This window comes from Marinomonas sp. G8-14, from assembly GCF_055808935.1.
This window is the reverse complement of the sequence record NZ_CM147891.1, coordinates 186,430-211,577: the sequence shown is the minus strand read 5'-3', so window position 1 is coordinate 211,577 and position 25,148 is coordinate 186,430. Positions and strand designations below refer to the sequence as shown.

Below are 25,148 nucleotides of genomic sequence, written 5' to 3'. Positions count from 1 at the left end.
ACAGTCAAAACAACCAAGGCCTACCATAGATCCAACTATTGGTGGCAAAAACATACACAAAAAGCGGTTTTTTTATCAAAATCCGACTAGACTAAAAATACGCTCACAAGGCGATAAAAAAATAATTACCCCATCGCGCACAATCTGCCGATGAGAGTTTTGAGGATAAAACCATGATCACTAACAAAACAAAAAATACCCCCTTTTACCTTGAACTAGGTCAGCTAACATCAGACAGTGTTAACCACCTTATTCCCTCTTTTGATCATTTACCACCGAACCCTTATGCCGATGGCGCCTTTCGATTACGCCGCTATTCACGCTTTACACTCACTCATAACAAGATTCGTCGTTTGCCGTCTCAGGCATTTGTTCAAGACGAAAGCATTAATCATTTCCAAGGCAATATTGTGCGCCGTTATGAAGAGATCGACGATAAAATAGTCAACGACACTGCCTTCCTCGAACTATTTGAACACTTCCAAACGATGGCCAACGTGGCCGATAACACGCCTATCGAAGTGCATCAATTACGAATCTTTGCCGACCATAAAAGTGCCGAGGTCGCACCAGAGGGCATTCACCAAGATGGCTTTGACCGCATAGGAATCTATGTGATGCAACGCCATAATATCGAAGGTGGCAAAATCCACGTTCATCTTGGGAAAAATAGTCCCGCGCTGATCAGCCACGATTTTGACAGAGGAGAATTTGTGGTGCTAAACGACCGAAAATTTTTCCATAGCGCCCAACCCATCAAACCACTCCATGATGATCAGGGTTATATGGACATTTTTGTGCTAACGGCAAATTTAGTGCATTAACAAAGTCAGCAGAGTAAACATAAAACACTTGTTTACACCAATTTTCCTTGTTGAATCAATCAAAAAGCATTATGGAGGACAGCGCTAAACGTGGTATAAATCACAAATGTAAAAATTTGTAATTTTTTGTACTCATACCGTGAGTCAGCAAGGAAAGACCTCCGTGACAAAAACACATACCACACAGGAAAAAGATAAAAATAATACGGAACATCTTAATAAAAAGTCCGTCTTAATCATTGAAGATATGAACGAAATGCGCCTAATGCTGAGATCCATGATGCTCTCATTAGGCTATACAAATATTGAAGTGGAAGCCTCAGGGCAAAGTGCCCTTAAGCGCATCGCTTCCAAACACTTTGACATTATACTGTCTGACTATAACCTTGGAGGCCGAATTAACGGCCAACAAGTTTTAGAAATTGCTCGACAAAATAACATCTTAGGTCACTCGACTATTTTCATCATGATCACTGCGGATACAGGTTATGACAGTGTCGTCAGCGCAATCGAGCATCGCCCTGACAGTTATATGGTAAAACCGTTTACCCCAGCAACTCTGCATCGTCGACTGAGCCGTATAAAGCTACAGAAAAGCATCTTCTCAGAAATGGATGAATATCGAAGTAAAATGAATTTTGAGGCCATGGAAAACGAAGCCAAAGCGATTATGGCTAAACACCCTCAATATATCAGCTTATGCCTAAAGGCTATTGGCGAATCTTTACTCTCTAGAAAAGACTATAAAGCCGCTAAAATTCACTACATGCGCGTACTCAAAAACAATCAAGAAGCCTCTTGGGCACATTTTGGTGTCGCGCAAGCAGATCTTTACCTAGATCAACCTTTGTCTGCTGTAAAAAGCCTCGAAAAAACCATCAGCATCAGTCGTCACTTTTTACCAGCCTATGATGAGCTTGCTAACGCGCAAGAAACACTAAATAATCTTAAAGCGGCTCAAAAGGCAATATTAGCAAGTCTTGAAATTACGCCACGATCACTAGCCAGAACCAAAAGACTGGGAAAAATTAGCGTAAAACTAAAAGACTGGCAAACGGCAGAACAGGCCTATTCAAGAGTGATTCGTTTAACCAAAGATACTCAGCACGAAAAAATAGAATTTTACTACGATCACCTAAAATGCCTCATTGCAATACAAGAAAATGGAGAACCTACACCACAAACAGCCGAGAAACTCCAGCGTTCTTTAACAAGGTTACGCATGTTAGGAAAAGACGATCCAGTTGTTGTCACAAACTCTTTTCGCGTTGAAGTGCAGCAATTTCTTCATAGAGAACGTAAACAAGACGCCATTAAATCTTGGAAGCAATGGAAACAATTAATATTGTCTGGGAAAGCCTCGTCAATCACACAAGAACAAGAACTGACATTAAAGAAAAGACTCGGATTGTTTTGATTCTCAAGTGCAAAAGAAAAGTTCTTTTGCACTTCACCTACTCTGTACACACTGTCTTTGTAACTACAGCCATTTAAAAACGCATTTTCAAACACGGTTCAATAGACAACTCATTATTTCTTTTACTCGACTCAACCATGAAAGAATACAATAACCCATCAGTTTAAAATCCAAAAAAACCAAAAAAAAGAAAATCTTAACCAAAAATAACGATTAGTATGAGTTTTTTAATTTTCCAGATGATATAAATGGAGCATATATTCAATAAAAGCTTATTTTGAGTCAGGTAGTTCCTTTTGTCAGATGTAATCACCCTCGGCGTTGAAAACACCAATGATGTTCAGCGAAAGCTGATAAATACCGCAAAAAAGCGGGTGTTAATCATTGAAGATATTGGTGAAATGCGATTGATGCTCAAATCCTTAATGACATCAATGGGTTACTCCGATATAGATGTAGAAGCCCTCAGGTCAAGCCGCAATAAAGCGTGTTTTGGAAAAGCGCTATGACGTTGTTTTATCTGATTACAACTTAGGTGGCACCATTGACGGCCAACAAATTTTAGAAGCCTCCCGTAAAAATTACTCTCAAGACCATTCCACTATTTTCATCATGATTACCGCTGACACAGCGTATGAAAGCGTGGTAAGTGTACTGGAATATCAACCAGATAGTTATTTGGTAAAGCCTTTCCCGCCCGCCGCATTTTTTCGCCGTTTTGAACGAGTCGAAATGCAAAAGAAAACCTTTGAAGGTATCAACAACGCGCGAAAAATAAACGACTTTGAAACCATGGAATCTCAAGCTAAGTCCGTCATGGTGCAATACCCTCATTTCGCTAGTCAATGCCTAAAAGTCATTGGCGAATCGCTCTATGCTAGAGGCCGATTCAAGGATGCAAAAAGCCACTACATGTTGATCACACAAAAAAGTAAAAATCTGGCTTGGGCGCATTTTGGTATAGCCCAATGCGAATTAAAACTTGGTGCGATTGCTGCTGCGGTAAAGAAATTCGAACACACCATTAGTTTGAGCAGACACTTTTTATCGGCTTATGATCTACTCGCTGACGCCCAAGAAAGCTTAGGCAATCCAGAAGCCGCTCAAGCGGCAATGATAAGTGTCTTAGAGGTCTCACCACGCTCATCAGAACGGGCTCTAAGGCTGGCACAAATAAGTATGCAGCTAGAAGATTGGAGCTGTGCTGAACAAGCTTATTCTCGTGTCATTCGGCTAACCCGAGAAACCAGCCATGAAAAAGTCGAATACTACTACGACTACTTAAAGTGTCTAACAAACATGATGGCAAGCGGTTCAGACGCTTCGAAACTGGCAGATAAATTTAAACGCACACTCGTCCGTTTACGCACTTTCGGAAAAGGTAACCCAGCGGCCATATCTAACTCTTTTCGTGCTGAAATACAGCAACACCTGGCACGAGACCACATGGGTGAAGCCATAAAATCGTGGAAACAATGGAATCGGTTGATTAAATCAGGACACGCTTCTCCACTTAGTGATGCTCAAAAGTATACACTTAAAAAGCGCCTCGGCTTGCTATAATCCTGTTACACCGTTATCGTCACTCGCTCATTTTTTATTACACCAGAGCACCAGACTATGACGGCCACTCATTCTTTTTCGACCCTCGTTCCTGATACCATATTAGACGCGGTCGAATCCACAGGGTTGTGGAGTGATTCGCGTATTTACCCACTTAACAGTTACGAAAATCGCGTCTATCAAATCGGCATTGAAGACAGCACTCCCGTCATTGCAAAGTTTTACCGGCCAGAACGCTGGACGGAAGCTCAAATCCGAGAAGAGCATCAGACTCTGTTAAAATTAAAAGCCGCCGGTGTGCCTGTTGTCGCGCCTATGGTATTTAATGGCGACAGTGTGTTGCGTCATAAAAACATGATGTTTTGCGTGTCTCCTCGACTAGTCGGACAGCACCCTGAAGCGGACAATTTAGATCAGTTATACCAGCTTGGCGAACTTATTGGTCAGTTGCACCACACCATGTCAGCGCCTTTTGTGGAACGCATTAATGTCTCACCTTTGACACATATGGAGACCGCAGCCAATCAAATCTTAATGGGCAATGGCTTGACTGAAGAACATCAGTTACCTGAAAAACTCAAGCCCGTTTACAAACAACAAATTGCTAAATTATGCGATATGAGCAAAGCCGCGATAGGCACATACTGGCCAGCATCCTTACGACCAATACACGGTGACAGCCATCGCAGCAATTTAATGCTACACAATGAGCAATTTCATTTATTGGACTTTGACGATTGCCAAAACGGTGTGGCTGTGCAAGATTTATGGCTACACATCACTCAAACGGAAAACCCAAGGCAACAATTGAGTGAAATGATTGAAGGTTACGAAACCTACCTACCTTTTGATCTTAGAGAGCTAACATTAATCGATGTTTTTAAAAGTGCGCGTGTGATTAACTACGCTGCTTGGTTACAAAACCGTTGGGATGACCCAGCGTTTAATAAAGCTTTTGCATGGTTTGGCAGTGAGGAATACTGGGTAAACCATCTAAACGAGCTTAAACATTGTGAACTAGAATGGGGAGAAATGTCTAAATGATACCATTAGTGCAAGGACTGCATGCTGTATTCGGCTTCAACGAATTCCGTGACGGACAACAACAGACCATAGAACAACTGCTCGCCGGACACTCTTCGCTTGCCGTGTTTCCAACAGGCTCAGGAAAGTCTCTGTGCTATCAATTGACCGCGACTCAATTACCCAACTTGACCTTGGTCATCTCGCCATTAATCGCCTTAATGCATGACCAATTGGCATTTTTAAACGCCAAAGGCATTCCAGCCGCTTGCCTCGATTCCAGCCAAAATAAAGATGAAAGCCAAGCCGTTATGTCTGGCGTGCAGAATGGCACCATTAAGATTTTGATGATTTCGGTTGAGCGCTTTAAAAACGAACGTTTTCGACGCTTTATTAAGCACATCCCCATTTCTATGTTAGTGGTGGATGAAGCCCATTGTATTTCAGAATGGGGCCATAACTTTCGACCTGACTACTTAAAGCTACCCTCTTACCAACAAGAACTCGCCATACCATTGGTCTTACTGCTAACCGCCACCGCAACTCGTCGTGTGCAACGAGATATGGCACAAAAGTTTGCGATTCACCCTCAGCACATAGTGCAAACCGGCTTTTATCGACACAACTTAGATATTGATCTTATCCCCATACAAAGCCATCAAAAGCTAACGGTTTTAAAAAATATTCTCAATGAAACCCAAGGCGCGAGTATCATTTATGTTACTCAGCAAAAAACGGCCGAGGATGTCGCTCACGCTCTACAAGCCGATGGCTACTCGGCCGTCGCCTACCATGCAGGTTTGGACAGTGAGATTCGCAGTGCAATCCAATCCGATTTCATGACTAGCAAAACACGTATTATCGTGGCCACCATCGCGTTTGGTATGGGGATCGATAAGTCAGATATTCGCTTAGTGGTACACTTTGATCTACCCAAATCAATCGAAAACTACAGCCAAGAAATTGGCCGCGCTGGCCGAGACAATCAGCCAAGCCGATGTGTATTGCTTGCTAATCTAGAGGGATTAAATACCTTAGAAAATTTTGTCTATGGTGACACGCCAGAGCCTCACGAGATCGACAATTTACTGGGTTGCATTACCACGCAAACAGCCGAACAGACTCATGAAAGTGAATGGGAAACACAGCTTTATGGATTATCTCAGCAGACAAACATTCGCTCTCTGCCTTTAAAAACCTTACTGGTACAACTCGAACTATTGGGTGCTATCACGCCAAAATACAGCTATTACGCAGATGTCAAAATCAAATGGGAAGGTGACCGTACTGCTTTTGCGCAACATATCCCAGCCCAATGGCAAGCCGCCTACCAGGCCATATTAAAAGGCATTCAATACAAGAAAATTTGGGGCACACCCAATTTCGACAAACTCTTTCAGGAAGCGGGGTTATCCCGAGGCGATGTCTTGCAAGTTTTAGAATTTGCCGCCGATTACCATGTTCTTACACTCGAAAGCAAAGGCTTGACCGAAGTATATCAACGCCATACTGAGCACTTCCATCATCAAACCTTGGCCACTCAATTACAGCAATACGTTGAAGAAAAACAAACAGCCGAAATTGAACGTCTTGCCACTATGATTCGCTTCTTTCAATTGGATCGCTGCTTAAACCACAATCTAGCTCGTTATTTTGGGGATCAGGATTCACCAGAGCATTGCGGGCATTGCTCGGTTTGTCGGGGAAAAGTACTTATATTTGCTCCACCATCCGGCCTCAACAACGATATAGAAAAATGGGGAGATTTGGCTGGCTATATAGAGGAGTTCACTGCGCATATTGGAAGCAAAAGCCCAGCCACACCAGTGACAGCCGTCTTAATAACGCGTTTTTTAACGGGCCTAACACAACCTATCTTCACCAAAATAAAAGCCCGCCAGCTTAGCGGGTTTGGTGTGTATGAGGAACAAAGTTATCTGGCCGTATTAAGTGTCGTGCAACAGTACCTTTGCCGTTCCACTTAAAAAGTTAAGACGCCGTGTTTGTCTCTTTGTATACACTGACTTCAATTAGGTTATTGTCTGGATCATTAAAATACACAGATTGGATAGGCCCCAGTGCCCCAGATTTTGTCACAGGGCCTTCCAAAATAATCACTTTACATGCATTTAAATGGGCAACTACCTTATCTATTGTCCAATTCGTAATCAGGCAGACATCACCCGCTCCTTCCATAGCGTGGTTGCGTAACTCTTGTCCAAGCAATTGAAAATTGATTTTTTGTTGACCAAAACGCACGGCTTTTCGACCTTCGCCAAAGGTAATAGGCTCCATATTTAAAACCGTTTCATAAAAAGAGACTGCCCTATCTATGTTAGCGACGGTCAAAACAATATGATCAAAGTGACTAATCATAGCTCCCTTACCATCCTTTTCATTATCAATAAGTGAATGTCATGCTACGAATGATTCGCCACAAAAACAAGCTTATTGATTGCCATTAATCCAGCAAAGAAACCAACTCTATTCCACCATCAATAAGGCTCTGCTTTTGCCGTCTGTTGAGTTTTTTCACTTGGTATTCAAGTATCAGTGCTTCACTTTTCGAACCAACAGGTTGCTGCCACACCAACTCTAATGGGCCTTTACCCTTGAGATAGCGAGCCGCCCGCTTACTGACACCTGAATGTTCTTTGAAACGGCGATCTACGTCAGTGCTGATACCCGTATAAAGCGTATTTAAGCGCGTCTTTATCATATAAAGACTCCACTCACTGTCTTTTAAAACGCGGTTATCGTTTCGCTTTTCTGTCACTTCAATACTCCTTTTTAAGCCTTTACTGAGCAATGATCAGCAACAAGGTAGATGCTGTGGCAATGCCCATACAGAGATTAAACAGGCGCTGACGTTTTTGATCTGTTAACCAGCGACGAATACTTACCCCAGCCCAAGCCCACATAGCGATAGAAGGAAACCCCACAACGGCAAACAAAACAATCATCCACAAACCAGACTGAGCGTACAGATCGCCAGCAATCGAGAAAGTACTAACACAGCCGATTGCCATCATCCAAGCCTTAGGGTTGACGTATTGGAAAAGCAACGCCTGCCACCAAGACATGGGAGCAGATGAGGCTTTTTTTGTCTCTAAATTACCAACTGGCGCGTTAGCAATTTTCCACGCCAGCCACAATAAATACGCACAGCCGACCCATTTTAATACACTGTATAGAGGTGGATATAAGGTAAACAGCGCACCAAGACCAAGTAAGGTAGATAATAATAAGGTCGCGACGCCTAACACAATGCCCAACATATGTGGCAAGGTTCGACGAAAACCAAACTGCGCCCCAGATGCTAATAACATAATATTATTTGGACCAGGCGTCACGGAGGTCACGAAAGCAAACATGGCGAGCGCGAAGAAAAAAGACACATCTATCATAGTATTCATCCTTTATTTTTCATGAAAGTCAGTAAATCTCCCACAAAACCAATAAGAGTCGCTTGTGATAATTCCGCTTGTTGACGCTCCTTTGTCATGCCGATATCCATCATCTGCAGCGCGGTTATAGACGCCAATTTTTTACGTGTTTTAAAACGCAGTGCGCTCTGTTGAATGCAAACCAATACACTGACGACGAACATAACCCTCTCCTTATTAAAGCACACTGTTGGTATTCAGCAGCGCTATGTGTATGAGTAATCACTTTAAAAGAAGTAGACAATGCAATACAGATTCAGAAAATCACCGAATCAAACACACAGAAGACGGATTGTATCGTCTGTATGGCTGAATAAACCGAGATCTGTATGGTCAAATCCATACAGAAAAAGTCCTACAATCAAGTTATACTTCAGCCCACGTTACGTCCTCGAAAAGGAATGCACCATGACACTCTACCAAAACCTAGCCAACCGCTTACGAGAGCACATACAGCATGGCTTTTATAAACCAGGCGATAAATTGCCCTCGGTCAGACAGTTGGCTCAAGAGCATGGGGTTAGCATCTCCACCGTACAAGAAGCCTATCGACAACTTGAGCAAGACACCCTTGTCGAGGCTCGACCTAAATCGGGCTACTTTGTCTGTAGCCGTAAAAAAGACAGCTTACCGAGCGTTTCTAGGCCACCACAGCGTCCTTTGGAGGTGTCTCAATGGGAAGAAGTACTCAATATGCTGATGATCCGCAGCAACAACAAAGGCGTACAGTTGCAACACGCTATGCCTGACATGGCGGCCCCCACCTTAAAACCTTTATTGAAAACCTTAGCAGACCTTTCCAAACAAAAGCCCGAGTTAGGCTTGGGTTATGCTGACATTCGTGGCACAGAAGAATTACGTACTCAGCTTTGTCGGCTTACCGTTGCCTCTGGCTGCCAATTGCATCCGGATGATTTGGTGGTGACATCGGGTTGTCAGGAAGCCTTGTCGGTTTGCCTAAGAGCGGTTACCAAACCTGGTGATATTATCGCGATTGAATCGCCCAGTTTTTACGGTTCCATGCAAGCTATTAAAGCGGCCAACCTAAAAGCCATGGAAATTCCGACACACCCCGAAACAGGCATCAGTTTAGAAGCACTGGAATTGGCTCTGGATCAATGGCCTATCAAAGCCATTTTTGTTACCCCCACATGCAATAACCCTATGGGGTACACCATGCCAGATGACAAAAAAGAGCAACTCTACCGATTAGCGCAAAGCTACGATATCGCCATCATAGAAGACGATATTTATGGTGATATTTCCTATCAATTCCCACGACCTAAAACCATCAAATCTTTTGATACCGATGGTCGCGTCTTACTGTGTTCGTCTTTCTCAAAAACCATCGCCCCAGGCATGCGCGTAGGCTGGATCGCCCCCGGCCGCTACCGTGACAAGGTCACTCACATAAAATATGTCAGCAGCTCCATGTGCCCGGTGCTTCCCCAACTCGCCATTGCAAAATTCATCCGCTTAGGCGGTTACGCCAAACACTTACGCCAAATGAGACAGCACTACGAACAACAGCGTGATCACTTACTTCGAGCTATAAAAACCTACCTCCCCAGTGATACCAGAGTCAGCTTTCCTGATGGTAGTTTTATTTTATGGGTAGAGGCTCCACACCAACATTGACAGCATGAAGCTGGTGGAACAATGCCGTGAAGAAGGCGTCGGCTTTGCTCCCGGCCCACTCTTCTCAGCCACAGGTAAATATCGAAATTGTTTCCGTCTCAACTTTAGTGAACAAAATGCCGAAAAACGCGAGTGGGCCGTGAAAACGTTAGCGACAATCTTGCAAAATTTCGAATCAAAAGCTAAAGCTGGGTAAACCAAATCACGTTGTTTTAGCGTAACAAATACGAGTAAGCCAAATCGTACCAGACGACTTACCGTCATGATCAACTGTAAAGAAACGCAAATAGACTTAAAGCCTTGATGTAAAAACGTAATAATCTGATTAATGACTCATCGCTCATTGCGTATAACATCATGTTACTGGCTTGCTCTGACAGGCTTTCTTTAGACTAGGAATGTAAATGATTACTCGATCTTGCTTGAACGTAATAGGCTTGCTTTGCCTAAGCATGGCACTGGTCGCCTGCAGTCATACGCAGACACGCGAAAACTACGCCAATTTGGCACAAGAAGACCTCGATGCGGTCGGTGAGTCCAAATCTTCTCAGTGGCAAACAATGGACCAAATCGCACCTGCTAGTTACTTAACCGATTTAATCCAAGACCCACAACTAGAAGCGTTGATTCAACAGGCTCTGCAAGCCAATCCCAGTTTGCAAAAAACACAACTGACTCTACAAGCCAGTTTATGGAGCTTAAAGAGCCAGCAAGGAGAGTCACTTCCCAGTGTTGAAGCCAGTTTTTCAGGTAATAGAGCCGAAGGTGGTAACACTAATTATGATGCCGATCTGAGTATCAGTTGGGAAGCCGACTTATGGCAAAAACTTGCTCTGTCAGAACAAGCATCGGCCAAGACTCTCGCCAGTGACGAGGCGCTTTTTCAGGCCAGCCGAGACACGTTAGTCGCTAACGTTATAAAATCTTGGCTTGCCATTACCGCAAAACAACACGCTATTGCCATCGAAGAAAAGCGCCTCGCGCTATTAGAAGCCAATGAAAAACTCATTTTAAAGCGTTTCAGAAATGGCCTAGGGGATTTAGAAGCGCTGGATGAAGCGCGCACATCCGCCTCCCAATCAAAAGCGGACCTAGTGGAATACCAAGAAAATTTAGCGATCGAAATACGTAACTTACAACTTTATTTAGGCCGCGCAGACCCAGTAGACTTCGTAGAAAATGCCAATTATCCCGAGGTTAATCTTACTTTTAGCGATTTTCCAAAACAAAACTTACAGCGCAGACCCGATTTAAAAGCCGCTTATCTAGCTATTGAAGCCGCTGATTTGAACACCTCTGTTGCCTACAAAGACATGTTGCCCAGTATTAGCTTAAGTGCCACATTAAGCGAAACTGCGGCGTCGCCAAGAGCGGCGTTGTTTGGCTCACCTATTTGGTCTTTATTGGGGCAAATTACTCAGCCGCTTTATCAAGGAGGACGATTAAAAGCCGCGGCGGAAATCGCCAAACTGCAAACCGCCCAAGCCTATCAAGATTACCGTGACACGCTATTAACAGCGGTCAACGAAGTCGAAAATACCCTAGGACAAGAACGCGTGCTGTCTCAACAAGTCCGTCATATACAGGACGCGCTTGCTAGCTCGCAAAAAAACCTTAATCAGTACGAAAAAAATACCGTACCGGCTTAGTTGAATTAAACGATTTGATCAACGTCCAAGAAACCACCTTTGACTTAGAAGCACAATTGGACAATTTAATGTACCAACACTTATCAAACAGAGTCGATTTAGGACTCGCACTTGGGCTTGGAGTAAAGTCGGAATGAAATACATTTCTCAATGGATCACCTTAATACTGGCTGGCATCGTCATTGCTGGGGTATATTTTTACGTGACTCATGCTATGCAAGCCCAAAAAAATAGAATACAAACACCACGTCCAGCGGCGCCAGAGCAAGCCATAGAGCTTTCGACCCTGACCACGACGACAGGCAGCTATGCGGCGACTATTACGGCATCAGGTTTAGTCAAGCCAAGATATTCGCTCACCATGACCAGCCAAGTAAGCGGTGAAGTCATTCGTCTTTCCAGCCAGTTTGAATCCGGCCAAGTCATTAAAAAAGGCCATGTTCTAGGGCAACTACAAAACAGTGAACTCAACAGTTCCGTCGCCAGCGCGAAAAATACATTAGCCGCCGCTGAACTCGCATTCAAAGAAGAAATGCGCCAAGGTGAGCAAGCTAAAGCAGAATGGCAAGCCGCTGGTTTTACAGGTGAGCCTGACTCTGATTTAGTATTAAGAGCGCCGCAACTGGCTGCCGCCAAGAGCGAAGTTGAAGCCGCAAAAGCCGCTCTGGAGAATGCACGAACCAAGTTAGCCTATACAAAAGTCGTCGCGCCTTTTGATGCTTTAATCATTGCACGTAATGTTTCCCCAGGCTCTTATCTAAGCGCAGGCAGTGAAATAGGCACCTTATACAGTACTGACAGAGCCGAAATTCAATTGGACCTCTCAAACAGTGACTGGCTGAAGCTGCCGAATAGCAGCATATTATTGGAAAACTGGCCTGTCTTGATATCCAGTATTGATACCAGCGAAACATGGCAAGGTAAGGTCTTAAGCATTAACCAACACATCGATGAAACGACAAGGATGCGCAGCCTGACCATCAGCCTTGAGAACCCTCTGCAACACACTCCCCCGCTTATTCCTGGCGCGTTTGTTGAGGTGTCGATCCAAGGTAAACGTCTCGATAATTTATGGCGTCTTCCTAACACCGCCTTAAGTCAAAAGAGCGAAATCTGGTATGTGGATGAAAACAGTCGGCTAGCGGCTTTTGAAACCACACCCTGGTTTGTGGATTCTAAATATGTTTATATTCAAGTACCTGACACCATGCGCAACAAAACCTATGAAGTACTTGCTCAGCCTTACAATAGCTATTTAAAAGGCACATTAGTTAAACCCCTTAATACGTCCGGCCAAACCAATAAGAGTGTTCAACCATGAGCTCCAATGGATCAACCTAAAGGCATTATTCCATGGTTTGCCAACAACCCAGTGGCGGCCAATCTATTGCTTATTTTGGTGATTAGTTTGGGGGTTCTAAATATGGGGTCCTTGAATAAAGAAGCCTTCCCTAGCTTAACACCCAACCGTGTGGCTATCTCTGTTAGTAATGACACAGGATCTGCCAAAGAGAATGAAGAAGGCATTGCCATCCCTTTAGAACAAGCCTTGCAAGGCGTTTCAGGTATCAAAAACATCACCACTTCGTCGACCGCCAGTGCCACCAGCACCAGCATCGAAATGCTTGATGGCTACGATATCGATATCTTGCTGGCAGACGTCAAAGACAAAGTTGACCAAATTTCATCTTTTCCCGATGAAGCTGATCCAGCCGTCGTCACCAAAGCCACGCGAGAGGAACATTCTATTTGGATCCAACTCTACGGCGATGTTGATCGACGCACGTTGCAAAAACTGACGGACGAACTGGAATCCGATTTACTGGCCAATGAAAACATCAGTGCCACCTCTATATCAGGTTGGTTAGATCCCACCATCAAGATAGACATTGATAAAAACAAACTGGAATCCTACGGACTCACCTTGTCCGATATTGCCACAGCCATTAATGCAGAGTCCTCCCCTGCACAAGTGGCAACGCTGCGCGATGAACATATTTATTTGACGATCAGTGCATCCGAACAAGCCTATATAAAAAGTGAGTTTGCCCGCATCCCTATCATTACCAACGACAAAGGTGGAAAGCTATTGCTTGGCGACATCGCCAACATACGCGATACCTTTGATGACGATGACTTTGTCTTGTCCCGTTTCAATCGCGAAAATAGCCTCGCGATTCAAGTACTCACCACAGGCACCAGTGACATATCTAACTCCGTACTCGGCGCTAAAGCGGTGATTCAAGATTGGCAAGATAATGGACGACTGCCCGCCAATGTCAAATTGGGTACTTGGTACGATCGCAGTGAATCCATAAACCAACGTCTAGAGTTAATGGTAGAAAATGCCATTACTGGGGTGTTATTAGTTTTTATCTTACTGGCCATTTTTCTCAACGTGACTGTCGCGTTCTGGGTGGCCATGGGCTTGCCCTTTATCTTTTTTGGCACCCTATTTTTTATGGGCACAGAAAGCATTGGCTTAACGCTAAATATGTTCACTACATTTGGCTTTATTATGGCGCTAGGAATAGTGGTAGATGACGCCGTTGTCGTGGGTGAAAGTGTTTATACCGTTCGCTCTAAAGAAGGTGACACCATTGGCAATACCATAAAAGGCACCATGACAGTGGCGATTCCCACACTCTTTGGGGTATTCACTACGGTGGCGGCATTCTGGGCACTGTCCAACATTGAAGGCCGTTTAGGTCAGTTGTACTCGCAATTTGCCACCGTTGTGGCTATTTGCCTTATTCTCTCGGTGATTGAGTCAAAGCTTATCCTGCCGGCTCACCTTGCCCATATCAATACCCAAAAGTCGACTCGTACCAATCCGCTCTCCAAAGCCTGGGCAATGGTGCAACAAGGCGCCGATTTTGGTTTGCAATGGTTTAGTGAACGCGTGTATCGCCCGACAATAGACTTCTCGCTTCACCACAGATACGCAATTTGTCTTTTATTTGTCGCTGTCTTCGTATTGGTTATATCCATGCCGTTTACGGGCGCGATACGCATGAGTTTCTTCCCACAAATTCCGGGGACACTGTGCGTGGCTCACTCACCATGTACAACGATGTCAGCTACGGACAAACCAACAAGGTCTTATTAGAGTTGGAAGAAAAGGCCTATCAAGCCGATATTGCATTGCGTAGTGAAACCAGCGAACGCCGTCGCCCTATCACCAATGATGAAGAAAGCCAAACAGAACGAACGTCTGTCAGCGCCAGTCTACGAGGAAATAACGCTGCTGCAGTATCACCAAAAGGTGAGGTGGCTATCAAGAATATTCAAGTCACCGCCAGTGATGATCAGTCTGGTGATATTCGGATCGAGCTTGACGATAATCGACCTTACACTTCTGCGCAATTCGCCAGCAAATGGCAGCAACTGTCAGGTATGCCAGAAGGCGTGAAAAATCTCAGAATTCGCAGCGCCCGTGAAACCGTGGATGCCTTAAAAATAGAACTTCGTGGCAACGATACCAGTGTATTAAATGGCGCCATGGAAGAGGCTCTTGAGACAACTGAATACCCTACCTGCGGTAACGGGTATCGAGCAAAATAACGAACCAACCGAATCGCGCCTTACCCTTAAACTGACGGATCAAGGTCGACTACTGGGCTTATCTTCTAATGAACTCGCAACACAAGTCGCGCGTAATTTTGATGGACAAGTGGTACAAAAATTCCAGCGGGACAATTCAGAGGTTGAAGTGCGCTTAGGTTATCCAAGCGAACAAAAGGAATCGCCTGCCGCCGTGCTAAACACAAAAGTCGTCTTAGCTGACGGCACTCGCGTCCCTTTATCTACTGTCGCTACACTGTCCCAAGAAGACGCCGAGACGCGTATTATTCGCATTGATGGCAAACGCTCTCAATACCTCTCAGCGGAAGTAGACAAAGACATCATGTCTTCCACCGAAGTCGTTGAATATTTGCAAAACGCCGTGGTGCCACAAATGCTGCGCCAGTTTGCTGGTGTTTCCATTTACTTTTCAGGAGAAGCGGAACAAAGGGAGAAGACACAATCTTCTATGTCGGAAATGTTTCTGATTGCCCTGTTGATCATTTATGGTCTGTTGGCTATACCGCTAAAATCCTACTCGCAGCCGCTGATTATCATGATGGCAATACCATTTGGCATCATTGGAGCACTCCTTGGACACTGGATGAACAACCTAGCGTTGGGGATTTTCTCATTGAACGGCATCCTCGCGCTCAGCGGTGTGGTGGTCAATGACAGCCTGCTTCTAGTGTCTCGCTTCAACGACCTTCGTCATGAAACCAGCCACGTCAAAAAGGCCATCAGCCTCGCCTGTCGGAGTCGCTTGCGCGCTGTATTACTGACGTCATTTACGACTTTTGCGGGATTAATTCCAATTTTGTGGGAAACCTCAAGACAAGCGCAAATGCTCATCCCTGCTGCGGTATCCCTCGCCTACGGCATCATGTTTGCAACCGTCATTACCCTAATACTCATTCCTGTGCTCTTAATGATCAAAGAAGACGTTCATCAGCTCATACATAAATTGAAAAATAAGACTGTGGATACGTTGGAGCCAGCGAACGAAGGTGAATAGAAAAAAAACAAGAGACAATGCTTGCTAGCACCGTCTCTTTATTTTTCCTAATATGCGACTAATTTATTTCAGAAAGCAAATCTGGATTGGTTACCAAGTTCCGCACACCATGGGCATGATCTTCTTGGTAGACATTATCGCTGTCACACCAGTCACCTAAAGAGTCAATGCTCACCTTGGCAACTTTGGGACGCACATTCCACGTTACTTGGAAAGGTGACGCCACCTCATTGTAGGCAGGGCCTGTTGTAGAGCCTGCATAGGTAACAGGGTTCCCTGTATCGTTAGGGATAGCAACGGCTTGAAAACGACCATTGCGAACATCATGAGCCGTTAAGGCTTCAAAATCCAATGCTTGCTCATCATTCACTGCGACATAAACTTGTGTCTCTACACGCAGCTGTGGCATTGGCTCACCTTTAATCAAGCAAGCCCCTAGTGTCGGACCCGGTTTTACCTTTGCCGTGGAATACACATAATGCACTTCTATCGTGTCGCCAGAGTCCACTTCACTGTATTGACTGCTGCACACCGGGCCGCCTTTGCGTGGTGCTAGCTCGGCTTTACTGAGTTGTCCCGAATAACGATAACCGGTTTGATAACCTTTACCATCGCCGTTACCTACGTATTTTGTAAACTCGCCCCCTTTATGCTCAGCATTTTTATGAAAATGAATATTACACAGATTCATTTTATTGGAGGCCGGTGCTTGCTCGAAAATAGGTAGATTACGGCCAAATATTAGATCAATATTTCTAGGAGATTGTGGCCCGACCTGCTGATCTTTGGTACTTTCCTGTAATGCTTGACGCTGTTTTAGAATAACATCATCAGACACCGCATCTTGATCAGCCGCAGAAGCGATACCTGACAACAAAGTTAAACCCACTACGTAAATCTTTTTCATACCTATCCTTAAATAGAAAATCCCTAATACATTTTTAACGCATTTTTGAGACTACTAAGATTTAAAAACATTCCATCAAGCGCCTCTTCTTACATTTTTTTTACACCTAACTACATCTCAATTTACTTTTTCATTAATTAAATTGTGTTTGCAAGACACTTTTTTACGCCAAATAAAAGAAACAGAATTCCACTATCCAATACTCTAAAAGAACGTGATTGCAGATGATGAAAAAAAACACGACAATGAGAAATATTTTTCTAATTAATCAATAAAAAAGAGAACAAAATGCACTTAGATGAGATAGATTTGCAACTACTTGCCTTAATTCAAAGTGATGATAGTATTTCTACCGAAGCCATGGCTCAGCAAGTAGGACTGTCTAAAACCCCTTGTTGGCGACGGGTGCAAAAGCTTGAAAACGCAGGATATATCAAGCGTCGTGTCGCCCTATTAGACGCGGACAAACTTGGCCTTGGTGTATCGGTTTTTGTACAAGTTAAAACCAATCAGCATGATGCTAACTGGGCCGATGAGTTTGCTCGCGTTGTGGCTGACTTCCCTGAAGTGGTGGAGTTTTACCGCATGGCAGGGGAATACGATTACTTACTTCGTGTGCTGGTCAAAGACATTCCGGCCTACGACAAATTTTATAAACGATTAATCAGTGCCACCGCATTAACCGACGTCACCTCAAACTTCGCCATGGAGCAGATCAAGTGGACAACTCAGTTGCCCTTGCCCGTCATGAAGAATAAGTGATGAATTAACAGGTTTATTGATGCGGCAAGCCAAATGAGGAAAGAAACATGTCCGTTGCTGCCGCAGAAAGCATTTTAAATCAAGGAACACGAGAGCAAAATACCACAACCCCATCCAATCAAGAGGCTTTGCTTGCCCGCATTCGCGACAGCATCATCGGCAAAAATACACAAATTCATACCCCTTTTGGCGCAAGAACCTTAACTTACGCTGACTATACCGCTTCTGGCCGCAGTCTGGATTTTATCGAAGACGCCATTCGTCAACATGTCTTACCGCTGTACGCCAATACGCACACCGAAGCCAACGCTACAGGCCAACAAACCACCGCCTTTCGCGAGCAGGCTCGACAACAAATTCGAGACGCCGTTAACGCCTCAGCCGAAGACTTGGTGATATTTTGTGGCAGTGGCGCCACCAGCGCGATTAACACCTTAATTAGCCAATTAGGCTTACGTCAATTGAGTGAATCTGACAAATCAGATGTATGCGTTTTTATTGGACCTTATGAACATCACTCCAATGAATTATCGTGGCGAGAGCTGGGTATTGAAGTAATCAGAATCCCAGAATCAAAAGACGGTGGCGTTTGTTTAATCTCCTTAGAAGAGCAATTACTGGCGAATCAAAATAGACGCCTCATCGGTAGTTTCAGCGCCGCATCCAATGTCACAGGGATTTTATGCGACCAGGATGCGATTACCGCCTTGCTACATCGCTATAACGCCCTCGCTTTTTGGGACTTTGCCGCCGCCGCGCCTTATGTGGCGCTGGATATGAATCCAAGCGCAGACAAAATACTGGCCAAAGACGCCATGTTTTTCTCAACCCATAAGTTTATCGGCGGACCAGGGACTCCGGGGATTCTGGTGGTCAAAAAAGCTATTATAACTAACCAAAAACCCAGTCTTATTGGCGGCGGTACCGTGTCTTTTGTCACACCGGAGGACCATACTTTTTTGCCCGTTGGCGTTCGTCGAGAAGAAGGGGGTACGCCCGGCATTATCGAATCGATTCGCGCTGGCTTGGTGTTTCAGCTCAAACAAGCTGTGGGCGAAAACGTCATTGAGGCCCGTGAACACGAGCTAGTACAACAGATTGACAAACATTGGCACAATCACCCCAATATTGAGCGATTAGGTCATGCTGATGCCGCCCGTTTGTCGATTACCGCGTTTCGCATCAATACCAAATTTGGCTATTTACATCATGGTTTTATTACGGCTGTCTTAAATGATGTATTTGGTATCCAAGTTCGCGGCGGTTGCTCCTGCGCGGGTCCCTATGGACACCAGCTTTTGGGCATAGACACAACGGAATCAGAACGCATTCAAGAAGCCCTGAAAAAAGGCGAAAAACTGGTTAAACCAGGTTGGGTTCGCTTCAATTTGAATTATTTCTTAGACGATGATGAAGCCAAGTTTATTTTACAAGCCATTGATTTTGTAGCCAAACACGGCATCAAGTTATTACCCTATTACGCTTATGACCAAACGGCCGATTTGTGGCGTTTCCAAGGGCAATCCAACACACCTAAGTCACTGGCCGATTTGCTGTGGCAACAACCATCAACAGCAGAGCACAATGCAAGCTCGACAGAAGATAGACGTACTTACCTAACGCAAGCGGAAGCAATCGTTCGAAGTTGTTTGGCTGGAAAATACACACCACAGCCACAACCATTTAATAAAGAATTTAACGACATTAAACGCTTTGTGTTAGCAGAGGATATTGTTTAATTAGACAAGCCAGAAATGAGCTAATAAATTTTCTCATTGGCTCATTTCTGGATCAAATTAAACTGCATGCCAGTACGCAAAATACCGGTGCTCAATACGTTTGCTCGTAAACCGCCACGACGTAACCAAGCTCTAACGACCTGCGGTGATGAAATAGAATCATTGGCTAGGGATTTCCCTAACGAACCACAAGGTTCACAAAGCTCCACGCCATAAAAACGCACATCGCCAATGGAAAACTCTTGCCCAACCAGCTGGTTAAGTCGCACACCTTGGGTCACTATGTTGCGTCGGGTGGCAGAAAGCCCAATACTTTGCCCGAAATTCGCATTAAAAGCGGCAATTTCTTCACTTTCCACAAAGGTAATATTGGGGCCATCTGTGCCCTTCTTGCCATAATATCGATCACCGACAATGCCTTTGCCCGCATCGACTTTCACAGCATCAATCCCAATCTGAGACTGTTTTGATTTTTTCGACACGAAAATTGCTTGAATCACCCATTACCTCTCTATCTCTTAGAATGTTAAGGACATTTTGCGATAAGGAATATCACCTTTATAAAATCGCTCACCTTGGCTTGTCATACCGAACTTTTCATAAAAAGTCATTGCGCTTTCACGGGCATCACACCAAAAATAAGTCAGCGTTTGTCTATTAAGTTGCTCGATGATAGAAGTTAGCAGCAAGCTACCAATTCCTTGACCTTGATACTCAGATAGTGTGGCAAACTTTCTCAGTCTTGCTGATCTGCCATCATAAAACACAGAAGCCACTGACACTAGGCTACTGCCCATAAACACACCAAAATGCTCCCCTTCTTCGTCGTCGCTAATCCGACAAAAATCAATCGATTTGTCAGGCCAAAGCACACTCTGCCGAATCGTCAATGTCTCTTCGGCACAAATCACTTGAATGGTAAAAGAATGCTTTATCATTGTCATAAAGACGGCTCCATCCAAATCAGTCCTTCATAAGGTTTGGCTATTAAAGATTCAAGTCGGGTTGCCAGAGATCCTGCGTGAAGTTCAAGTTTATGCCCATCTGGATCTTTAATGTATAAAGAATCTCCCTCACTCGTGTTTTCTTGCCAGATTTTTACCGCTTTAAGCGCTGCTTTTTTCTGAATACAAGCTATGGCTAGAGCATCAAAACTAAGCGCAAAATGCGTATAGTCCTGACTGGGTTTCGCTTCACCTAATGACAAACAGAGCCAACAATTGCCATACGACAAGTAAGCCCCCTTATTCCAGCGTACCTCACCTTTAAAACCAAGCAGATCACAATAAAAATGAAGCGAAGCCTCAAGATTGGTAACACTCAAGGTCAGGTGATTGAGACCTTTGTCTTGTTGAACTGCAGGCAATTGAAAGGCAGAGGCATCATCAAGTGATGCGACCAAGGAATAAACTTTGGTGGCTTTTTCAAAATGATTCAATTGATGTCCTTCTATCCACCAGCGAGCAATCGCCATCAAGGTCTTTGGATCATCGTTTTTATTGGCAAAAAAAGCATAAAACGATACCTGAACGTTTTCGCCCTTTTTCCTGATTTTTTCTGCGCAAACCGAAAGAATCTTCTGTTTAATCTCTTTATACATTGTATCTACTCTTACTTTCTCGTTTTTATTACACGATTCACGCACAAAGACATCGCGGTTAAAAATCGCACTATGCGACTAAAGTCTGACTTCTTATTAGACAAACGCCTGCTAAATTAACAAGGCGTATAAAAATAATTATAAGGAGATCTACCGTGTCAGATCATAACATTAATGCAGAAAAATACTGGCAAGCCAACCTCAGGCTCATATTAGGTAGCTTGGTGGTTTGGGCGCTAGCATCCTATGGTTGTGCCATTTTACTTCGTCCTATGCTCTCAGGCATTCAAATCGGAGGAACCGATCTAGGTTTCTGGTTTGCTCAGCAGGGCTCTATTCTTGTATTCATCTTGTTGACCTTCTTCTACGCTTGGAGAATGAACAAACTTGATGAAGAATTTGGCCTTCAGGAGTAAGTCGTATGGATCAATTTACTATCAACCTATTGTTCGTTGGCGGCTCCTTTGCGCTTTACTTCGGTATTGCCATTTGGGGCTCGAGCCGGATCGACAAAAGAGTTTTATGTGGCTGGTGGTGGTGTCCATCCGGTATTAAACGGTATGGCAACAGCAGCGGACTGGATGTCTGCAGCCTCTTTTATTTCTATGGCGGGCTTAATCGCGGCGGGCGGTTATGCAAACTCAACGTATCTAATGGGCTGGACAGGGGGTTATGTTCTACTGGCTATGTTGCTCGCACCTTATTTGCGTAAGTTCGGAAAATTTACTGTGCCAGACTTCATCGGTGATCGCTTCTACAGCAGTACCGCTCGTCTGGTAGCAGTTGCCTGTTTAATCATCGCATCAGTCACGTACGTCATCGGTCAAATGACGGGCGCTGGGGTAGCCTTCTCTCGCTTCTTAGAAGTTGATAACAATACCGGTCTTTTGATCGCTGCGGTTGTTGTATTCTTCTATGCTGTTTTAGGCGGCATGAAAGGTATCACTTATACGCAAGTTGCGCAGTATGTGGTGCTCATTATCGCTTATACCATTCCTGCGGTATTCATCTCTTTACAGCTAACCGATTCGGTCATTCCTGCTATCGGTCTTTTCTCTAATCATACTGAGTCTGGTGTGCCTTTGTTACAGAAGCTAGATGAAGTAGTTCGTGAGCTTGGTTTCAGAGATTACACGGCTGATGTGGATAACAAACTAAACATGGTTCTGTTTACGCTATCATTAATGATAGGTACGGCCGGTTTACCACACGTTATCATTCGCTTCTTCACTGTACCAAAAGTCGCTGATGCACGCTGGTCTGCAGGTTGGGCGCTAGTTTTTATCGCCTTGCTATACCTAACGGCTCCTGCGGTTGCGTCTATGGCTCGCTTGAATCTGTTAACCACTATTTACCCATCTGGTCCAACAGAACAACCCGTTGAATACGCGGAACGTCCTGACTGGATGCAAACATGGGAAACCACAGGTTTAATCAAGTTTGATGATAAAAATGCGGATGGTCGTATTCAGTTCTACAACGATGTTCCGGCATTTAAAGAGGAAGCAACAGCGCGTGGTTGGGAAGGTAATGAGTTAACCGTTAACGGTGACATTCTTGTATTAGCGAACCCAGAGATTGCGAACCTTCCAGGTTGGGTAATTGGTCTGATTGCAGCAGGTGGCTTAGCAGCTGCACTCTCAACGGCGGCAGGTCTACTGTTAGCAATATCATCGGCCATCAGTCATGACTTAATTAAAGGCTCGATAAACCCTAATATTAGTGATAAAGGAGAACTAAGAGTTGCAAGGGTATCCATGTTCGTGGCCATTGCCGTAGCAACCTATCTTGGTATGAACCCACCAGGCTTCGCGGCTCAAGTAGTGGCATTAGCATTTGGTATTGCGGCAGCGTCTATTTTCCCAGCACTGATGATGGGGATTTTCTCGAAACGTGTGAACAGCGCTGGAGCTGTCGCTGGCATGCTAGCCGGCCTGATCTCGACCTTGGTTTATATCTTCTTATTCCTTGGTTGGTTCTTTATTCCAGGCACTGCGTCATTCGCCAATACCCCTGATAATTGGTGGTTCGGAGTATCACCACTGTCATTCGGTGCCATTGGTGCGGTGATTAACTTTGTGGTTGCATTTACTGTCTCTTCGATGACAGCGCCACCACCAAAAGAAATCCAAGACCTCGTTGAAAGCGTACGCTATCCTCAAGGTGCCGGCGGTGCTGTTGACCACTAAGGGTTAAAAAGCACATCTTAAAGCATTGGGTCTCACTTCTTTGTGAGACCCAATCTCCCTATAATAAGAATCCACAATTTCAAATTCAAACAAGAGAAGACTTATGTTTTGGGAACTCATTGCAACCATTTTTGCCGGTATTGGTGGCGCAGGCATTGCGCTCATGTTAAGAAAACTGACCAAACAAACCGCTCCTAAATGGCTGGTTCCAGTGTTTGCTGGTGCCGCGATGTTAGGATTCCAAATCCAAGGAGAGTACGATTGGTACCATCACCAAGCCAGTTTATTGCCAGAAGGGGTTGTGGTGGTCAAAACCGTACAAGAAGAAGCCCCTGGCGCCCTTGGAGCTACGTGTTTCCACAAACCTTGCGTTTTATCGCGGCCGACATAGAGAATTCTGCAAAAAATAAAATTGATCCGAACCTTGTTCTAGTCGACTTGTACTTTTTTGAACGTCGCCACATGGCGAAACGTGTTCCACAAATAGTCGATTGCGTACAAGGCGCCAGAACAGATTTCACTCAATCTTTTACCGCTTCCCCAGATTCAAAACAGCCATCAACTTCAACGTGGTATCCGCTTGAAAGTGATGATTTATTATTAAAAGCAGTGTGTAATGGATAGATAAACAAGTCATCGTATCGGATTGCTGATCACCAAGCCCTTTTCAAATCATAAACAGACAAGGCAACTCATTTTAGTTATGCATTTTTACCTTTCAAAAGTAACTCTGCATTGCGATAGGCTCGAGGCGTCATTCCGTATGATGCTTTAAAACATCGGCTGAAATGAGCGCTACTACTGAACCCCCAACTAAAAGCAATGTCCGTAATGGAGTTATGACTAAATCCTGGGTCAATTAGCGTTCTTGCAGCCGCTCTCAATCTTCGATCCCAAATATAATGACCAACCCCCCATTTCACAGTGTTTAAATAACCTATGAATGGTTCTTACAGAGCAATTATTAGCTTCTGCTATTTGCTCTATGGTTAATAATGGATCATCTAGATGTTGCTCAATATAGTTTTTAACCGCCTGAGTAGTAATGTCTGTCGACGTGCCTAACAGCTCAATATCCTCAACGGCGCCTTGATCTAGGATATTAGGTAACAACTGTAATACTGACTGACCTAAGCTAATTTTCGAATCTAAATTCAATGAGTCATAATTAAAAACAGACTCACTCAACATACCATAAAGTAACTTGGTTAAGCCGTGATCATTACATAGCTTATGCCCTAGAGTATTAAAAAAACCATTTGCTAATGACAAGCTGTTACGCGGTATCGCCACAACAAGCTGATCTGAATACTCGTCATTTGAAATCTCAAATGTATTACGAGTATCAAAAATAAAGGCAGAACCGGGTTCAAGATAGTCTTTTGCCCCTGAACTTTTTAGGCAGGTGACGCCATTCAACTGAACAACGAGAAGTATCGGAGTGGCTGCGAAAGAGGTTGGCGCACTCAATGATCGCCTAAATCGATGGGGGCTCACTCGCAACCTAGAAAGCTGAAGACTACCTAAACTACCACTTTCTAAATTACCTTCAAATCCCCCTTTACCTATCGGCTGAGAATGCACTACCTCAGCCGGTTTAAAGGGATCTGGTACTTTACCCACAAAATTGGTAATGTACTGTACCCAATTGGATAAACGATATTGTTCTTCAATACCTTCGGTAGATAAATGCATCATGGATTCAGTTTGCATATCGTCCCCTCTTCTCACATTCAGTCAAAAAGATACTCAAATTGGGACCTTGGCTGGATATTTCCAACTAAGGTCCCAAATAGGGTTAAACCGGATAAT

Annotated in this window: 27 protein-coding genes and 1 pseudogene; 18 read left to right on the top strand and 10 right to left on the bottom strand. The window is 44.3% G+C overall.

The annotated features are described in order from the left end of the window. Positions 1–173: 173 nt before the first annotated feature. From AC0L6V_RS01080 to AC0L6V_RS01055, 6 genes are all read left to right on the top strand, one after another. Positions 174–824: a 2OG-Fe dioxygenase family protein gene (locus AC0L6V_RS01080; RefSeq protein ID WP_265216891.1), complete on the top strand. Its 651-nt coding sequence runs from the start codon at positions 174–176 to the stop codon at positions 822–824. A 163-nt stretch (positions 825–987) separates the two neighbouring features. Then, complete coding sequence (locus AC0L6V_RS01075; protein ID WP_265216889.1) at positions 988–2,241, top strand: tetratricopeptide repeat-containing response regulator; 1,254 nt, start codon at positions 988–990, stop codon at positions 2,239–2,241. Positions 2,242–2,537: 296 nt separating this feature from the next. Further along, positions 2,538–2,750: a response regulator gene (locus tag AC0L6V_RS01070; protein ID WP_265216888.1), complete on the top strand. Its 213-nt coding sequence runs from the start codon at positions 2,538–2,540 to the stop codon at positions 2,748–2,750. Then, on the top strand, positions 2,734–3,804 hold the full coding sequence (locus tag AC0L6V_RS01065; protein WP_418138683.1) for a response regulator: 1,071 nt from the start codon (positions 2,734–2,736) through the stop codon (positions 3,802–3,804). The genes AC0L6V_RS01070 and AC0L6V_RS01065 overlap by 17 nt, the downstream gene beginning before the upstream one ends. 57 nt (positions 3,805–3,861) lie before the next feature. Then, positions 3,862–4,848 (top strand): serine/threonine protein kinase, encoded by a 987-nt coding sequence (locus tag AC0L6V_RS01060; protein WP_265216885.1) that lies wholly within the window; start codon positions 3,862–3,864, stop codon positions 4,846–4,848. After that, positions 4,845–6,812: a RecQ family ATP-dependent DNA helicase gene (locus tag AC0L6V_RS01055; RefSeq protein ID WP_409419226.1), complete on the top strand. Its 1,968-nt coding sequence runs from the start codon at positions 4,845–4,847 to the stop codon at positions 6,810–6,812. The genes AC0L6V_RS01060 and AC0L6V_RS01055 overlap by 4 nt, the downstream gene beginning before the upstream one ends. Before the next feature lie 4 nt (positions 6,813–6,816). On the opposite strand, the gene AC0L6V_RS01050 is transcribed toward AC0L6V_RS01055, so the two are convergent. From AC0L6V_RS01050 to AC0L6V_RS01035, 4 genes are all read right to left on the bottom strand, one after another. Beyond that, positions 6,817–7,203 (bottom strand): VOC family protein, encoded by a 387-nt coding sequence (locus tag AC0L6V_RS01050; protein WP_265216884.1) that lies wholly within the window; start codon positions 7,201–7,203, stop codon positions 6,817–6,819. 85 nt (positions 7,204–7,288) lie between these two features. Further along, positions 7,289–7,603, bottom strand: a complete 315-nt coding sequence (locus AC0L6V_RS01045; protein ID WP_265216883.1) for a GIY-YIG nuclease family protein — start codon at positions 7,601–7,603, stop codon at positions 7,289–7,291. 22 nt (positions 7,604–7,625) lie between these two features. Further along, positions 7,626–8,234, bottom strand: coding sequence for a LysE family translocator (locus AC0L6V_RS01040; protein WP_409419225.1), 609 nt, complete (start codon positions 8,232–8,234; stop codon positions 7,626–7,628). Between the two features lie 5 nt (positions 8,235–8,239). Beyond that, positions 8,240–8,437, bottom strand: a complete 198-nt coding sequence (locus AC0L6V_RS01035; RefSeq protein ID WP_265216880.1) for a hypothetical protein — start codon at positions 8,435–8,437, stop codon at positions 8,240–8,242. A gap of 244 nt (positions 8,438–8,681) precedes the next feature. On the opposite strand from AC0L6V_RS01035, the gene AC0L6V_RS01030 reads away from it, so the two are divergent. The 6 genes from AC0L6V_RS01030 to AC0L6V_RS01005 all read left to right on the top strand — a co-directional run bounded on the left by AC0L6V_RS01030 (position 8,682) and on the right by AC0L6V_RS01005 (position 16,139). Beyond that, the gene (locus tag AC0L6V_RS01030) at positions 8,682–9,911 is read left to right on the top strand and encodes an aminotransferase-like domain-containing protein (protein WP_418138682.1); all 1,230 of its coding nucleotides are present in this window, start codon (positions 8,682–8,684) and stop codon (positions 9,909–9,911) included. A gap of 404 nt (positions 9,912–10,315) precedes the next feature. Beyond that, positions 10,316–11,560, top strand: a complete 1,245-nt coding sequence (locus AC0L6V_RS01025; protein ID WP_265216879.1) for a TolC family protein — start codon at positions 10,316–10,318, stop codon at positions 11,558–11,560. 133 nt (positions 11,561–11,693) lie between these two features. Continuing rightward, complete coding sequence (locus AC0L6V_RS01020) at positions 11,694–12,881, top strand: efflux RND transporter periplasmic adaptor subunit (RefSeq protein WP_265216878.1); 1,188 nt, start codon at positions 11,694–11,696, stop codon at positions 12,879–12,881. Positions 12,882–12,887: 6 nt separating this feature from the next. Then, positions 12,888–14,669: an efflux RND transporter permease subunit gene (locus tag AC0L6V_RS01015; RefSeq protein ID WP_418138681.1), complete on the top strand. Its 1,782-nt coding sequence runs from the start codon at positions 12,888–12,890 to the stop codon at positions 14,667–14,669. Further along, the gene (locus AC0L6V_RS01010) at positions 14,624–15,124 is read left to right on the top strand and encodes a hypothetical protein (protein WP_418138680.1); all 501 of its coding nucleotides are present in this window, start codon (positions 14,624–14,626) and stop codon (positions 15,122–15,124) included. The genes AC0L6V_RS01015 and AC0L6V_RS01010 overlap by 46 nt, the downstream gene beginning before the upstream one ends. Continuing rightward, entirely contained in the window at positions 15,075–16,139 is a 1,065-nt protein-coding gene (locus tag AC0L6V_RS01005; protein ID WP_265216875.1) for an efflux RND transporter permease subunit, read from the top strand. Before AC0L6V_RS01010 ends, AC0L6V_RS01005 begins: the two co-directional genes overlap by 50 nt. A 58-nt stretch (positions 16,140–16,197) precedes the next feature. Here the strand turns inward: AC0L6V_RS01005 and AC0L6V_RS01000 are convergent, their stop codons facing one another. After that, a complete protein-coding gene (locus AC0L6V_RS01000; protein WP_409419220.1) occupies positions 16,198–17,046 on the bottom strand; it encodes a delta-class carbonic anhydrase in 849 nt (282 codons plus the stop codon). Positions 17,047–17,334: 288 nt separating this feature from the next. On the opposite strand from AC0L6V_RS01000, the gene AC0L6V_RS00995 reads away from it, so the two are divergent. Together AC0L6V_RS00995 and AC0L6V_RS00990 are read left to right on the top strand one after the other, a co-directional pair. Continuing rightward, positions 17,335–17,808 carry an Lrp/AsnC family transcriptional regulator gene (locus AC0L6V_RS00995; RefSeq protein ID WP_265216874.1) on the top strand — a complete coding sequence of 158 codons (474 nt, stop codon included), beginning with the start codon at positions 17,335–17,337 and terminating at the stop codon, positions 17,806–17,808. A 47-nt stretch (positions 17,809–17,855) separates the two neighbouring features. Next, a complete protein-coding gene (locus tag AC0L6V_RS00990; RefSeq protein WP_409419219.1) occupies positions 17,856–19,547 on the top strand; it encodes an aminotransferase class V-fold PLP-dependent enzyme in 1,692 nt (563 codons plus the stop codon). Positions 19,548–19,588: 41 nt separating this feature from the next. Here the strand turns inward: AC0L6V_RS00990 and AC0L6V_RS00985 are convergent, their stop codons facing one another. From AC0L6V_RS00985 to AC0L6V_RS00975, 3 genes are read right to left on the bottom strand one after another with little or no spacing between them, the layout of a single operon-like run. After that, positions 19,589–20,047, bottom strand: coding sequence for an MOSC domain-containing protein (locus AC0L6V_RS00985; protein WP_265216871.1), 459 nt, complete (start codon positions 20,045–20,047; stop codon positions 19,589–19,591). Positions 20,048–20,065: 18 nt separating this feature from the next. Further along, the gene (locus AC0L6V_RS00980; RefSeq protein WP_265216870.1) at positions 20,066–20,491 is read right to left on the bottom strand and encodes a GNAT family N-acetyltransferase; all 426 of its coding nucleotides are present in this window, start codon (positions 20,489–20,491) and stop codon (positions 20,066–20,068) included. Then, complete coding sequence (locus tag AC0L6V_RS00975) at positions 20,488–21,147, bottom strand: DUF6500 family protein (RefSeq protein WP_409419218.1); 660 nt, start codon at positions 21,145–21,147, stop codon at positions 20,488–20,490. Before AC0L6V_RS00975 ends, AC0L6V_RS00980 begins: the two co-directional genes overlap by 4 nt. A 155-nt stretch (positions 21,148–21,302) precedes the next feature. Here AC0L6V_RS00975 and AC0L6V_RS00970 point away from each other — a divergent pair, with 155 nt between their 5' ends. From AC0L6V_RS00970 to AC0L6V_RS00955, 4 genes and pseudogenes are all read left to right on the top strand, one after another. Continuing rightward, a complete protein-coding gene (locus AC0L6V_RS00970; RefSeq protein ID WP_111606312.1) occupies positions 21,303–21,563 on the top strand; it encodes a DUF4212 domain-containing protein in 261 nt (86 codons plus the stop codon). Positions 21,564–21,568: 5 nt separating this feature from the next. Continuing rightward, positions 21,569–23,336: pseudogene (locus tag AC0L6V_RS00965) on the top strand (sodium:solute symporter family protein). A 103-nt stretch (positions 23,337–23,439) separates the two neighbouring features. After that, the gene (locus AC0L6V_RS00960; RefSeq protein WP_265216869.1) at positions 23,440–23,727 is read left to right on the top strand and encodes a hypothetical protein; all 288 of its coding nucleotides are present in this window, start codon (positions 23,440–23,442) and stop codon (positions 23,725–23,727) included. Further along, positions 23,688–23,960 carry a hypothetical protein gene (locus AC0L6V_RS00955; protein WP_265216868.1) on the top strand — a complete coding sequence of 91 codons (273 nt, stop codon included), beginning with the start codon at positions 23,688–23,690 and terminating at the stop codon, positions 23,958–23,960. The genes AC0L6V_RS00960 and AC0L6V_RS00955 overlap by 40 nt, the downstream gene beginning before the upstream one ends. Positions 23,961–24,037: 77 nt before the next feature. Here AC0L6V_RS00955 and AC0L6V_RS00950 read toward each other — a convergent pair whose 3' ends face one another. Together AC0L6V_RS00950 and AC0L6V_RS00945 are read right to left on the bottom strand one after the other, a co-directional pair. Next, positions 24,038–24,259, bottom strand: a complete 222-nt coding sequence (locus tag AC0L6V_RS00950; RefSeq protein ID WP_418138679.1) for a helix-turn-helix transcriptional regulator — start codon at positions 24,257–24,259, stop codon at positions 24,038–24,040. After that, positions 24,192–25,049: an AraC-like ligand-binding domain-containing protein gene (locus tag AC0L6V_RS00945; RefSeq protein WP_418138678.1), complete on the bottom strand. Its 858-nt coding sequence runs from the start codon at positions 25,047–25,049 to the stop codon at positions 24,192–24,194. The genes AC0L6V_RS00950 and AC0L6V_RS00945 overlap by 68 nt, the downstream gene beginning before the upstream one ends. Positions 25,050–25,148: the final 99 nt, after the last annotated feature.